We start from the raw sequence: 12,797 nt of genomic DNA on the forward strand, positions 1-12,797 counted from the left end.
CTCGCGGACCGTCCGCATCCCGCCGGTGACCGACTTGTCCGGCTGGAGGATGACGGACTCGCGGGACGACGGGGCCTTCGGGTCGCTGAAGTCGTGCTTCACGCCGAAGCCCGCGTCGTAGCTGTTGAGCGTCAGCAGCGCCTTGTCGACACCCTCACGGGTGAGGTCCTTGGCGGCGCAGGCCTTCTTCAGGGCCTCGCCGAAGACACTGGCGGCGGTCCAGCCGGCGACAATGCCGTTGTCGAGGCTGTCGCCGGGGTAGGCGGCCTTGTAGTCGGTGACGAGCTTCTGGGCGGCCGGGGTGTCCGCGCCGATCGGGAGGCTCGGCGAGGCGAACCAGTACATCTTCTCCAGGGCGGGGCCCGCCTGGGTGCCGAGTAGCTGCGGGGCGAACGCCGAGTTGTTGCCGATGACCGGCACCTGGAGCTTGGTCGCGGCCGCGACGCCGACCAGCGAGGCCGCCTGGCGCGGGCCCGCGCTGATGACGATGGCCTTGACGCCCGCCTGCTTGAGGGCCGCGACCTGCGCCGACATGTCGTTGTCGGTCGGCTTGATCTTCTGCTCCACGACCGTGAGCCCCGCCTTCCCGGCGGCGTGCTTGGAGCCGGCGAGCGCGTTCTCGCCGTAGTCGCCCTCGAAGTAGACGTGGCCCAGCTTGTCGCCCGCCTTGAGGCCCTTCTCGCTGACCAGGAAGTCGACGGCGTTGATGGTCTCGACGTCGTAGGTCGCGCCGAGGACGCGGATGTACGGGGAGCCGAGCAGCGAGGCCGACCAGGCCTGCGGCAGCACCACCCCCTTGTCCTGGCCGTCGACGCGCTGCTTGACGGCGGCGACGAACGGGGAGCCGATGAACTGGGCGTAGCCGACGACCTTCGGCTCCAGTTCGGTGTAGGCGGACAGCGCCTTCTGCGGGTCGTAGCCGTGGTCACGGACCGTCAGTTCGAGCTGTCGGCCACAGATCCCGCCGGCGGCGTTGACCTGCTTCACGTAGAGCTGCTGCGCCTGCGTGACGCTCTTGCCGAGCGTGGCGTACACGCCGGTCATGTCCGTGAGCGCGCCGACGGCGATGGTCTTGTCGGTGACGCCCTTGCCGGACTTCACGCCGCCGGCGCCGGTGCCGGAGTCGTCCGTGCTCTTGGCCTTGGAGCTGCAGCCGGCGGCGGTCAGGACGACCAGGGTGGCGAGCGCGGCGGCCAGGCCTCTGGACGCCTGTCGTCGGTGGATCATCGTTCCTCCCCAGAGGAGTGCGAGGGTTGGGCGGTTCGCTTGGGTTTCCGGGTGGCCGGCCGGACCAGGCCTCCGGGCAGGAAGAGCACCACCGCGACGACGGCGGCGCCGTAGAGATAGCGCGCGGCCTCCCCCGGTGCGATCCCGCCCGTCCCGGGGGCGGAGACCAGGGGAAGCACGTCGCTGTACCGGTTGAGGAGCTGCGGCAGCAGGGAGACGAAGACGCCCCCGACCACCGCGCCGGCGACCGAGCCGAGACCGCCGATGACGATCATGGCCAGGTATTCGAGGGAGAGCATCATGCCGAAGTACTCCGGCACGGTGCGCTGGAAGACCAGCGCGAGCAGGACGCCGGCCAGTCCCGCGTACATGGATGAGAGGACGAAGACGGCGGCGCGGTAGCGGGCCACGGGGATACCCATGACACCGGCGGCGATCCGGTGGTCCCGGATGGCGTTCATGGCGCGGCCGGGGCGGCCGCGGAGGACTCCGCGGGCGAAGAGCGCGCCCGCGAGGAGAAGGACGAGCCCGAGGTACCAGAGCTTCTCGGCGGAGCCGAACGGGATCTGGGCGACCAGGAGTTCGCTGTCGTCGAAGGTGATCCCGAAGAGGCTGAGCGGCGGTACCGCCCGGCCGTTGAAGCCGCCGGTGAGATCGTGCGCGTTGAAGAGGACGTGCTGGCCGATGAAGATCAGCGCCAGGGTCGCGATGCCGAGGTAGGCGCCGCGCAGCCGGCCCGCGATCGGGGAGAACACCCCGCCGGCCAGGCCCGCCAGGGCGACCGCGGCGACGGCCGCGAGCCAGCCGGGCAGGCCGAGTCCGGCGAGGCCGTCCTTCCCGTCGCCGGCGAAGAGGCAGTAGCCGTAGGCGCCGACGGCGAGGAAGAACGCGTGCCCCATGGAGAGTTGGCCGGTGGCGCCGGTCAGCAGGTTGATCCCGATGGCGCCGATGGCGGCGGCCATGGCGAACAGACCGGCCTGGAGCCAGAAGCGGTCAAGGTAGAAGGGGAAGGCGGCGAGGACGAGGCCGGCGACGGCCCAGACCCAGGTACGCGGCCGGGTGAGCGCGGCGCGGGCGGGGTGGGAGGGGCGGGCGGCGACGGGCCGCGCGAGGAGGTCAGACACGGGCCAGCTCCTTCGTGCCGAAGAGTCCGGCCGGGCGGATCAGCAGCACCGCGACCATCACCAGGTACGGCGCGAGGTCGCCGATGCCCCGGCCGAGGAAGGTCAGATCCCCCTGGTAGCCGGTGGCGAGGGACTCGGTGACCCCGACCAGGAGTCCGCCGACGAGGGCGCCGGTGGTGGAGTCGAGGCCGCCGAGGATCGCCGCCGGGAAGGCCTTCATCGCGGCGAGCGAGGTGGAGCGTTCCAGACCGGGCGTCGGGAAGACGGTGAGGAAGAGCGCGGCGACTGCGGCGAGGCCGCCGGCCACGGCCCAGGCGCCGATGGAGACCCGGCCGAGGCGGATGCCCATGAGGGCCGCGGTCTCCTGGTTCTCGGCGGCGGCGCGCATGGCGACACCCCACGAAGTGTGGCGGAAGGCCAGCAGGAACGCGGTGATGAGCAGGGCCGCGGCGAGGAAGGCCGCGATCCGGGTCTCGGCGATGGAGACCGGGCCGAGGGTGACGACGGCGTCGCCCCATGGGTCGCCGAGCGAGAGGATGTCGGTGCCGATGCGGCGGGTCAGTTCGGTGGCGAGCAGGATGTCGACGCCGATCGTGACGATGGCGAGGACGCTGTGGTCCGAGCCCCGGTAGCGGCGCATGACGAGGAACTCGACGGCCGCGCCGACCAGGGCGGCGCCGGCGATGCCGGCGAGCAGCGCCGGCCAGAAGCCGATGGTGTCGTGGAGCACGGCCGTGAAGTAGCCGCCGGCGAGCAGCAGTGAGGCGTGGGCGAAGTTGACGACCTCGGTGGCGCGGAAGATCACCACGAAACCGAGGGCGATGAGGGCGTAGATGGAGCCCAACGAGACGCCGTTGAGCAGGAGTTCGGCGAAGGTTGTCACTCGGCGGTCTCCTCTCCGAGATAGGCGCGGACGACCGCCGGGTCGTTCTGTACGTCTGCGGGGGCACCGTCGGCGATGCGACGGCCGAAGTCGAGGACGGTGACCGAGTCGGCGAGCCGCATCACCACCCCCATGTCGTGCTCGACGAGGACGATGGAGATGCCGAGGCTGTCGCGTACGCCGGCGATGACGGCGGCCGTACGGCGCCGCTCGTCGGCGGTCATGCCGGCGACGGGTTCGTCGAGGAGGAGCAGCCTCGGCTCCATGCAGAGGGCGCGGGCGAGTTCGGCGAGCTTCTGCTGCCCGTACGGCAGGGAGCCCGCGGGCTGTCCCAGCTGCTTCTCAAGGCCGACGAACGCGGCTATCTCCCGGACCCGGGCGCGGTGGCGCGCGTCCTCGCGGGAGGCGGAGGGCAGCCGGAGCCCGGCGGCGACGAAGCCGGACCTCGTGAGCCGGTGGCGGCCGAGCATCAGGCTGTCCTCGACGGTGGCGCGGGGCGGCAGCGCGAGGTTCTGGAAGATGCGGGCGACCCCGAGGTCGGCGATCTTGTGCGGGGGCAGTCCGGTGAGCTCGTGGTCGCCGAAGCGGACGGAGCCGGAGGTGGCTTTGTAGACCCCGGAGAGCACGTTGAAGCAGGTGGACTTGCCGGCGCCGTTGGGGCCGATGACGGCGTGGACGGTGCCGGGGCGGACGGTGAATCCGATGGAGTCGAGGGCGGTGAGCCCGGCGAAGCGGACGGTGACGTCCCGGACTTCGAGGGCGGGCACGGTGGTCGTGCTCATCGGGCCTCCTCCCAGCGGGACAGGACCGGGTGCGTGGTCGTGGCGCTCGCCGCGTCGGCGGCGGCCTCCTCGTCCACGACACCCAGGTAGCGGCGGCGTACCTCGTCGGAGGCGGCGAGTTCGGCGGCGGGGCCGGAGAGGGTGACCTCGCCGACCTCGAGGACATACGCCCGGGAGGCGAGCCGCAGCGCGAGCGCCGCGTTCTGCTCGACGAGCAGAACCGCCGTGCCCTGGGCGTTGATCTCGCGGATCGTGTCGGCTATCCGGGCGGCCATCAACGGCGCGAGGCCGAGCGAGGGCTCGTCGAGGAGCAGCAGCTTCGGTGAGGCCATCAGGGCGCGGCCGACGGCGAGCATCTGCTGTTCGCCGCCGGACAGCAGCCCGGCGCGCTGGTGTGCGCGGTCGGCGAGGACCGGGAAGAGCTCGTGGACCCGCTTCATGGCGGCGGCCTTCGTGGCGCGGTCGCCACGAGCGCCCAGCGCTCCGGCGCGCAGGTTGTCCTCGACCGTCATCCGGGCGAAGACCTGGCGGCCCTCGGGCACCTGGGAGACCCCGGCGGCGACGACCCGGTCGGGCGCCAGCCCGCCGAGCGCCCGGCCGCCGAAGCTGACGGTGCCGGAGACGACGGCACCGCCGTGGAACGTCAGTGTGCGCGAGATCGCCCGCAGCAGTGTGGACTTACCGGCGCCGTTGCCCCCGAGGACGGTGACGACCGCGCCCTCCGGTACCTCCAGCGACACCCGCCGCAGTGCGCGCACCGGGCCGTACCCCGCCGACAGGTCCGCCACCTCGAGCGCGAGTGCGGTACCTCCCATGGTTCCCCTTCCACCGATTGCCCCGTTCAGTGGCGCTCACCCCAGCACCGCGCGGGCCGCCCGTCCACGTTCGGCGGCCGAAACGCTGCCGGTGACCAGCGGGCACGGCGGCGGGTTGTGCACGGGCACAACACCGCGTGTCAGGGGCCTGTCGACGGGGGCGGAGGGGTGGCATCCTCCGGGCATGGGACGGCGCAGACCGCGGACCGGCGACGACTGGAAACTGTTGGCAGAGGCGTGCACGGCGCTTCTGGAGCGGCTGCCGGAGCTGGTGGACGAGCATCTGAGGGAGTTGCACGAGTACGAGCCGGCGTACGCCCGGATCGTGCCGTACGACACGCACTGGCAGGAGGCCCATGAGGCGATGCGGATCGGCATCGAGATGATCTCGGCGCCCCGCGACTCGCCCCGGCGGGACCTGGAGCACGCGGACGAGATGGGGCGGCGTCGGGCCGAGCAGGGCATGCCGCTGGAGCTGGTCGTGCACGCCTACCGGCACGCCGGGCATCTGGTGTGGGACGCGCTGATCGAGGACGCGTCGGCGTTTCCGCCGCGGATGGCCGCGCTGACGCAGGCGGCCACGATGGTGTGGTCGGCGGTGGACGCGCAGGCGGACACGGCGTCGGAGGCGTACCGGGCGACGGAGCTGGAGCTGCGGCGCCGCACGGACGAGCAGCTGCAGGCGCTGCTCGACGCGCTGCTGCAGGGCCAGCGCTCACCGGAGGTCACCTCGCGGGCGGCGGCGGGCCTGGATCTGCCGGAACACGGGCGGTACGCGGTGGTGGTGCTGCGCTACGACCGGCGGGAGGTCCCGGAGCCGTTCCACCGGCGGGTGCAGGGGGCGGGGGCGCGGTTCCTGTGGCGGATGCGGGCGGACTGCGAGATCGGGGTGGTGTCCCTGACGGAGGGGACGGGTCTGGACGCGCTGTCGGAGCTTCTGGAGGGCCGTTGCCCGGGGCCGGGCGGGATCAGCCCGGTGGTCACCGGCCTGTCCGAGCTGGGCCGCGCGCGGCGCCTCGCGGAGCTGGCGCTGCGCACGTGTCCGCCGGAGTCCCAGCAGATCGTCCGCCTGGACCGGCGGATGGCGGGCGCGCTGGTGGTGGGACAGCCGGAGCTGGCCGGTCTGCTGGTGGCGGACGTCCTGGGCGGGCTGCTGGAACTGGACCCGGCGGACCGGGCGATCCTTCTGGAGACGCTGGACGTGTGGCTGGACTGCGAGGGCTCGGCGGGCCGGGCGGCGGGCCGCCTGTACTGCCACCGCAACACGGTCTTCAACCGCCTGCGCCGCCTGGAACAGCTCACGTCGCGGTCGCTGTCCCGCCCGCGGGACCTGACGGAGATGACCCTGGCCCTGGACGCCTTCCGTCTGACGACGCCACCGGGCTGACGTGCCGGGGCCTCCGCGCCGCTGCTCACCCCACCCGTTGTGGGCAGTCGTTCCGCAGGGCGGAACGGGTCGGGGCAACGGGGCGGCGCCCACGGGCGTCCGCTCCACGGGCCCGGCGCCCCCGTCGGGGGGCGGCAGCTTCGGCGTCGGCCGAGCGCCCCGAGAGGCCCCTGGCTGACCGCAGGGGGGCGCCCGCCCAGGGGCCCGGTGCCACCGGGGCGGCAGCTTCAGCGCCGGCCGTCCGCCCGAGGGCTTCGCTGCCTCCGCCCGAGGGCCTCGCAGTCTCCGCCCGAGGGCCTCGCAGTCTCCGCCCGGGGGCCTCGCAGTCTCCGCCTGAGGGCCTCGCTGCCTCCGCCCGGGGCGCGCCCCGGGCGGAAACCGCTCCCGCCCCCTGAGGGGCGCCCCGTAACCCCGGCCGAGGCCTACGCCAGGAAGTCCCTCGCGATGTTCGCCGCGACCTGTTCCAGCAGGGGACCCGCGTTGGCGATGCACTTCGCCGGGTCCGGTTCGAGGTCCGTGAGGGGGTAGGCGCGACGGATGCCCGCCGTGGTCAGGGGCTCCGGGGCGAGGGCGAGGCGGCCGCAGACCGCGACGACCTCCTTGCCGGCCGCGCGGGCCGCCGAGGCCACGCCCGCGGGCGCCTTGCCGTGGAGGGTCTGCTCGTCGAGCGAACCCTCGCCGGTGATGACGAGTGTGGCCCGCTCCAGCGCCGGGGCGAACCCCAGGACGTCCAGCATCAGCTCGATGCCGGGGCGGAAGCTCGCGTCCAGGCCGACCAGCGCGCCGTACCCGATGCCTCCCGCACCGCCCGCGCCCGGAGCGATCGCGTACTCCGAGGCCTTCGGCCCGATCGCCTTCTCCAGGACCGTGACGAACTGCGAGAGCGCCGCGTCCAGCGTCTCGACGTCCCCCGGCGAAGCGCCCTTCTGCGGACCGTAGACCGCCGGGGCACCCTTCGGACCCGTGAGCGGGTTGTCGACGTCGCTCGCCAGGATCAGGTCGACCGAGGCGAACCGCGGGTCGATCCCGGAAAGGTCGGCGGTGGCGAGCGAGGCGAGCGGCGCACCGCCCGGCCCGACCGGCTCGCCCGCCGCGTCGAGGAAGACCGCGCCCAGCGCGGCCAGCATGCCCGCCCCGCCGTCCGTGGTCGCGCTGCCGCCGACGCCGAAGACGATCGTCGTCGCGCCCGCGTCCAGCGCGGCCCGCAGCAGTTCGCCCGAGCCGTACGTCGTCGCGGTGAGCGGCGCGAAGACGCCTGCGGGCAGCAGCTGAAGGCCCGACGCCTCCGCCATCTCCACGACGGCCGTCGTGCCGCGCAGCGCGAACGCCGCCGTCACCGGCTCGCCGAGCGGCCCGGTCACCCGTACCTCACGGCGCTCGAAACCGGCCGCGACCGCCGCCGCGACCGTACCGTCGCCGCCGTCCGCCACGGGCAGCGTCTCGACCACCAGCTCCGGGACGACCCGTCGCAGTCCTGCTGTGACCCGCTCCGCGACCTGTACGGCCGTGAGCGAACCCTTGAACTTGTCGGCCGCGACGAGCACGCGTGCTCGTCCGTGTGCGACCTCAGTTGCTGCTCCGTCCGTCACCTTGCATCCCTTGCTTTCGAACAGGCAGTCGCGCCGAGGCCGACCCTATCCGCACGGCCAGACGGCATGCCACCCCCGGATAAGGCGATATTCCGCACCATAGTGGGGTGGCGATCCATGAACTGATCGATCAGGCGGCGACCCCCACCGGCCCTCTCGGGCCCCTTCCGCGCGCGGCGTGCCGCGCGATTCGGTACACCGGACGTATGGCGCTCAAGAGCGGTGAACTCGCCGACCGCATCCTCGGCGGCTGGACGGGACGGATCGCCGGGAACATGCTCGGCAAGCCCGTCGAGCGCGGCGACCACTGGACCCCCGAGCGCATCGACCTCTATCTGCGCCTGACCGACGCGCTCCCGCTCACCGACTACCTGCCGCCGCCGCCCGCCGACACGCCGGCCGAGGGGTTCGAGCTGCGGCCCGAGTGGCCGCAGTGCGTCCGCGGCCGGATCCACGGGAGCTGCCGCGACGACGACGTCGACTACTCCATCCTCGGTCTGCACCTGCTCGAGACGCGCGGCTTCGCGTTCACCACGGAGCAGGTCGGTGAGCACTGGCTGCTCCGCCTCCCCTACCTCCAGACCTTCACCGCCGAGCGGACCGCGTACCGCAACCTCGCCAACGGTCTCAAGCCCCCGCTCACCGCCACCTACGACAACCCCTACCAGGAGTGGATCGGCGCCCTGATCAGGGCCGACGTCTACGGCTGGGCCTCCCCCGGCGACCCGCGCCGGGCCGCCTCGCTCGCCCGCCGGGACGCGGTGCTGTCCCACACCGGCAACGGCGTGTACGGCGCGATGTGGGCGGCCGCCCTGATCGCGGCCGCCTTCACGGCGCCGACCCCGCGGACCGCCCTGGAGGCCGGCCTCGAACGGATCCCCGCGAGCAGCCGGCTGGCGCGCACGGTGCGGCACGCGATCGCCCTGTACGAGTCGGGCGTGGAGTGGTCCGACGCCCTCACGGAGCTCGCGGAACGGACGCACGGCCTCGGCTGGATCCACACCGTCCCCAACGCGGCCGTCCTCACGGCCGGACTGCTCTACGGCGAGGGCGACTTCACCGCCACGATCGCCCTGACCGTGCGCGGCGGGCTGGACACGGACTCCAACGGCGCGACGGCCGGCTCGGTCGCCGGGGTGCTGTGCGGGGCGGCGGCGATCCCGTCGCAGTGGTCGGAGCCGCTCGAGGACCGGGTGCGCAGCGCGGTCTTCGGTTTCGACGGGGTACGGATCACGGAGCTGGCCGAGCGGACGCTGCGGCTGGCTACCCTGGCGGGATGACGACGACCGACTACGCCACGTACATCGCCAGTCTTCCCCGCGTCCTCGCCGCGGCCGCGGCGCTCTTCCGGGACGGGACGGGCCGCGTCCTGATCGTCGAGCCGAACTATCGCGAGGGCTGGGCGCTGCCCGGCGGCACGATCGAGTCCGAGACGGGCGAGACGCCGCGCACGGCGGCCCGCCGCGAGACGGCCGAGGAGATCGGCCTGGACGTGGAGCTGGGGCCGCTGCTCGCGATCGACTGGTCGCACGGGACGGCGCGGCCGCCGATCGTGGCGTACGTGTACGACGGCGGGGTGCTGGGCCAGGAGGAGTTCGCGGCGATCCGTCTCCAGGAGGAGGAGCTGGTCTCCTGGAAGCTGATCGCTCGCGAGGAGGTCACCACCTACCTGCTCGGCAGCCTGGGCCGGCGCGTCCTCGCGGCCCTGGACGCGCTGGAGACCGGCCGCGGCCCGGCGGAGCTGGAGAACGGTTACCCGGCGCGCTGAGCGCCGCCGCACCGCCCCGCTCGGCGCGCGGAACGGCCGCCCGTGCGCCTGGGCGGGGAACGCCGCCGCGCGCGCCGAGCGGGGCTCAGCCCTGCGGGGGCTCGGGCGGGGTGATGCCCTCGCCCGTGCGGTGGGCCTCCTCGCGGGAGGCCGTCCGGGCCTCGGTGCGGTGGCCGCGGGCGATGTAGTCGCGGACGACCGCCTCGACCGCGTCCTGTGGGTTGCCGACGCCCGCGAGGACCATGACCTCCACGACGAGTTCGGCGTCGAGCGCGATGTTCACCTTGGCCATGACAGGAACCTAGCACCGGGAATTCCGTTCGCGGGGGCCGTGGGTGAGGTCCTACCCTCGGCCTCATGACCATGGTCGCGATTCTCACCGGTGCCGGGATCTCCACGGACTCCGGGATCCCCGACTACCGGGGTCCGAACGGGGTGTGGACTCGCGATCCGGAGGCCGAGAAGCTCGCCACGTACGCGCACTACATGTCCGATCCGGAGATCCGGCGCCGCGCCTGGCGGATGCGGCTCGACGGGCCGGTGCTGCGGGCCGAGCCGAACGCCGCGCACCGGGCCATCGCCGCGTTCGAGCGGGACGGCAACCCGGTCCGCGTCATCACCCAGAACGTCGACGGGCTGCACCAGATCGCCGGTGTGTCCGAGCGCAAGGTGCTCGAACTCCACGGTTCGGCACGGTCTGTGGTGTGCACCGGCTGTCATGCCCGTTCTCCGATGGCGGACGCCCTGGAGCGGGTGAGGGCGGGCGAGGACGATCCGAAGTGCCTGGCCTGCGGGGGCATCCTCAAGTCGGCCACCGTCATGTTCGGCCAGCGGCTCGACCCCGGCGTCCTCGGCGAGGCGATGGGGATCGCCAAGGCCGCCGAGGTGTTCCTCGCGGTGGGTACGAGTCTCCAGGTCCGGCCGGCCGCCTCGCTCGCGGGGATCGCCGCCGAGCACGGAGCGCGTTTGATCATCGTCAACGCCGAGCCCACGCCGTACGACCCGATCGCCGACGAGATCGTGCGTGAGCCGATCGGGACCTCAATGCCCGCCCTCCTGGAGCGCCTGCGCCAGGGTCCGTAAAGTCCCGCCTGGCCCGCGACGCCGGTCACGACCTAGAAGAGGGTGTCCGAACGGCCCGACTCGAAGGCGAGCAGCCGCCGCTTGCGGCCGAGACCGCCGCCGTAGCCGGTGAGGGAGCCGCTCGCGCCGATCACCCGGTGGCAGGGGACGACGATGCTGACCGGGTTCTTGCCGTTGGCGAGGCCCACCGCGCGGGAGGCGGCGGGGTTGCCGAGGGCTTCGGCCAGTTCTCCGTACGTCCGCGTCTCGCCGTACGGGATGCGGCGCAGCTGCTCCCACACCCGTAGCTGGAAGGACGTGCCGATCAGCTGCAACGGCAGGTCGAACGCGGTGAGCGCACCGGCGAAGTACGCGTCGAGCTGGCGGATCACCTCACCGAAGGGGCGCGGGTCGGGCTCGCCGAAGCTCTCCTCGGGCGGGCGGTGGCGCTGGTCCGTCATGTGGATGCGGCTGAGGACGCCGTCGACGGCGACCAGCGTCAGCGCGTCGTACGGACTGTCCACGACCATGTGCCGGACGTCGGGCACGGCGGGTCACCTTCCTTCGGTGGGCAGGTGGTTGATCGGGTGGCTGTCGGTGGCCCAGAGGTACTGGACGGCGTAGGCGCGCCACGGCCGCCAGTGTGCGGCGCGGGCGGTCAGCGCGGCCGGGGTGGACGGCAGTCCGAGGCCCTGGGCGGCGCGGCGGATGCCGAGGTCGCCGGGGAGGAAGGCGTCGGGGTCGCCGAGCGCCCGCATCGCGATGACCTCGGTGGTCCAGGGTCCGAAGCCGGGCAGGGCGAGAAGCCGGGCGCGGGCCTCGGCCCAGTCGCCGCCCGGTCCCAGGCGGAGGGAGCCGTCGGCGAGCGCCTCGACGAGGGTGAGGAGGGTGGTGCGGCGGCTGCGGGGCAGGGCGAGGGCTTCGGGGTCGAGGCCGGCCAGTGCCTCGGGGGTCGGGAAGAGGTGGGTGAGACCTCCTTCGGGGTCCTCGATCGGGACGCCGTGCGCGGTGACGAGGCGGGCCGCGTGGGTCCGGGCGGCGGCGGTGGAGACCTGCTGGCCGAGCACGGCCCGTACCGCGAACTCGGCGGCGTCGACGGTTCTCGGGACGCGCCGCCCCGGTGCCCGGTCGACGAGCGGGGCGAGCAGCGGGTCCGTACGGAGCTGTTCGTCGACGGCGACCGGGTCGGCGTCGAGGTCGAGCATCCAGCGGCAGCGGCTGATGGCGAGGGTGAGGTCGCGCGGGTCGGTGAGGGAGAGCCGGCAGGCGATGTGGTCGGGGCGGGGGGTGAGGGCGACGATTCCGTGCCCGTGCGGCAGCGTCAGCGTCCGGCGGTACGCGCCGTCCCGCCACTCCTCCACGCCGGGAACGCCGGTCGCGGCGAGGTGACCGAAGAGGTTCGAGGGGTTGAGGGGGGCGCGGAAGGGCAGCCGGAGCGCGATCACCCCGGGGGTCGCAGAGCCCGCTGAGCCCGCCGGGACCCCCGGCGCCGTGGCGGACGAGGCGGACGAGGCCCGGGGCACGGACACAGCCGGCGAGGACCGTGCGGCGCGGGCGCGCAGCTCGCCGGGGGCGAGCGCGAAGACCTCGCGGACGGTGTCGTTGAAGGTGCGGACCGAGGAGAAGCCGGCCGCGAAGGCGATCTCGGCCATGGGCATCGCGGTCGTCTCGATGAGCAGCCGGGCCGTCTGGGCGCGCTGGGCGCGGGCCAGCGCGAGCGGACCGGCGCCGAGTTCGGCGAGGAGCTGGCGCTCGATCTGACGGGTGGACCAGCCGAGCCGGGCGGCGAGCCCCGGGACGCCCTCACGGTCGACGACGCCGTCCTGGATGAGCCGCATGGCCCGGGCCACGGCGTCGGCCCGTACGTTCCACTCGGGCGAGCCGGGGCTGGTGTCGGGACGGCAGCGCTTGCACGCCCGGAATCCGGCCCGCTGGCAGGAGGCCGCGCTGGGGTGGAACACCATGTTCTCGACCTTGGGCGGCACGACCGGGCAGCTCGGACGGCAGTAGATCCCGGTGGTCAGGACGGCGGTGAAGAACATGCCGTCGAAGCGGGCGTCCTTCGACCGGACGGCCCGCACGCAGCGCTCGGTGTCGGTGTGCATGGACCCATCGTCGCGGACCGTCCCGGTCCCGGCTGGCGAGAAAACGACATCGACG

13 protein-coding genes are annotated in these 12,797 nt (G+C 73.5%); 4 read left to right on the top strand and 9 right to left on the bottom strand.

The genetic code is table 11. The features are described from left to right. The 5 genes from IE136_RS23005 to IE136_RS23025 form a co-directional block, all read right to left on the bottom strand. The coding region (locus IE136_RS23005; RefSeq protein ID WP_189601272.1) for an ABC transporter substrate-binding protein at positions 1-1,227 on the bottom strand (1,227 nt) is incomplete at its 3' end. Next, complete coding sequence (locus IE136_RS23010) at positions 1,224-2,351, bottom strand: branched-chain amino acid ABC transporter permease (RefSeq protein ID WP_158992040.1); 1,128 nt, start codon at positions 2,349-2,351, stop codon at positions 1,224-1,226. The genes IE136_RS23005 and IE136_RS23010, both read right to left, overlap by 4 nt. Beyond that, the gene (locus IE136_RS23015; RefSeq protein ID WP_189601273.1) at positions 2,344-3,234 is read right to left on the bottom strand and encodes a branched-chain amino acid ABC transporter permease; all 891 of its coding nucleotides are present in this window, start codon (positions 3,232-3,234) and stop codon (positions 2,344-2,346) included. The genes IE136_RS23010 and IE136_RS23015 overlap by 8 nt, the downstream gene beginning before the upstream one ends. After that, complete coding sequence (locus IE136_RS36465; RefSeq protein ID WP_158992036.1) at positions 3,231-4,016, bottom strand: ABC transporter ATP-binding protein; 786 nt, start codon at positions 4,014-4,016, stop codon at positions 3,231-3,233. The genes IE136_RS23015 and IE136_RS36465 overlap by 4 nt, the downstream gene beginning before the upstream one ends. Next, on the bottom strand, positions 4,013-4,831 hold the full coding sequence (locus IE136_RS23025; RefSeq protein ID WP_158992034.1) for an ABC transporter ATP-binding protein: 819 nt from the start codon (positions 4,829-4,831) through the stop codon (positions 4,013-4,015). The genes IE136_RS36465 and IE136_RS23025 overlap by 4 nt, the downstream gene beginning before the upstream one ends. 184 nt (positions 4,832-5,015) lie before the next feature. Here IE136_RS23025 and IE136_RS23030 point away from each other — a divergent pair, with 184 nt between their 5' ends. Further along, positions 5,016-6,218 (top strand): PucR family transcriptional regulator, encoded by a 1,203-nt coding sequence (locus IE136_RS23030; protein ID WP_158992032.1) that lies wholly within the window; start codon positions 5,016-5,018, stop codon positions 6,216-6,218. A gap of 422 nt (positions 6,219-6,640) precedes the next feature. On the opposite strand, the gene IE136_RS23035 is transcribed toward IE136_RS23030, so the two are convergent. Further along, positions 6,641-7,807 carry a glycerate kinase gene (locus tag IE136_RS23035; protein ID WP_189601274.1) on the bottom strand — a complete coding sequence of 389 codons (1,167 nt, stop codon included), beginning with the start codon at positions 7,805-7,807 and terminating at the stop codon, positions 6,641-6,643. Between the two features lie 206 nt (positions 7,808-8,013). Between IE136_RS23035 and IE136_RS23040 the strand changes: the two genes are divergently transcribed. Together IE136_RS23040 and IE136_RS23045 are read left to right on the top strand one after the other, a co-directional pair. Beyond that, positions 8,014-9,087, top strand: coding sequence for an ADP-ribosylglycohydrolase family protein (locus IE136_RS23040; RefSeq protein WP_189601275.1), 1,074 nt, complete (start codon positions 8,014-8,016; stop codon positions 9,085-9,087). Next, positions 9,084-9,575: an NUDIX domain-containing protein gene (locus IE136_RS23045; protein ID WP_189601276.1), complete on the top strand. Its 492-nt coding sequence runs from the start codon at positions 9,084-9,086 to the stop codon at positions 9,573-9,575. Before IE136_RS23040 ends, IE136_RS23045 begins: the two co-directional genes overlap by 4 nt. An 85-nt stretch (positions 9,576-9,660) precedes the next feature. Here the strand turns inward: IE136_RS23045 and IE136_RS23050 are convergent, their stop codons facing one another. Then, positions 9,661-9,867, bottom strand: coding sequence for a type II toxin-antitoxin system VapB family antitoxin (locus IE136_RS23050; RefSeq protein ID WP_158992024.1), 207 nt, complete (start codon positions 9,865-9,867; stop codon positions 9,661-9,663). A gap of 65 nt (positions 9,868-9,932) precedes the next feature. Between IE136_RS23050 and IE136_RS23055 the strand changes: the two genes are divergently transcribed. Then, on the top strand, positions 9,933-10,658 hold the full coding sequence (locus IE136_RS23055) for an SIR2 family NAD-dependent protein deacylase (RefSeq protein ID WP_158992022.1): 726 nt from the start codon (positions 9,933-9,935) through the stop codon (positions 10,656-10,658). Between the two features lie 32 nt (positions 10,659-10,690). On the opposite strand, the gene IE136_RS23060 is transcribed toward IE136_RS23055, so the two are convergent. Together IE136_RS23060 and IE136_RS23065 are read right to left on the bottom strand one after the other, a co-directional pair. Next, a complete protein-coding gene (locus IE136_RS23060; protein ID WP_189601335.1) occupies positions 10,691-11,167 on the bottom strand; it encodes a methylated-DNA--[protein]-cysteine S-methyltransferase in 477 nt (158 codons plus the stop codon). A 24-nt stretch (positions 11,168-11,191) separates the two neighbouring features. Then, positions 11,192-12,742 carry an AlkA N-terminal domain-containing protein gene (locus IE136_RS23065; protein WP_158992020.1) on the bottom strand — a complete coding sequence of 517 codons (1,551 nt, stop codon included), beginning with the start codon at positions 12,740-12,742 and terminating at the stop codon, positions 11,192-11,194. Positions 12,743-12,797: the final 55 nt, after the last annotated feature.

The organism is Streptomyces lateritius, assembly GCF_014649715.1.
Classification (GTDB): Bacteria; Actinomycetota; Actinomycetes; order Streptomycetales; family Streptomycetaceae; genus Streptomyces; species Streptomyces lateritius.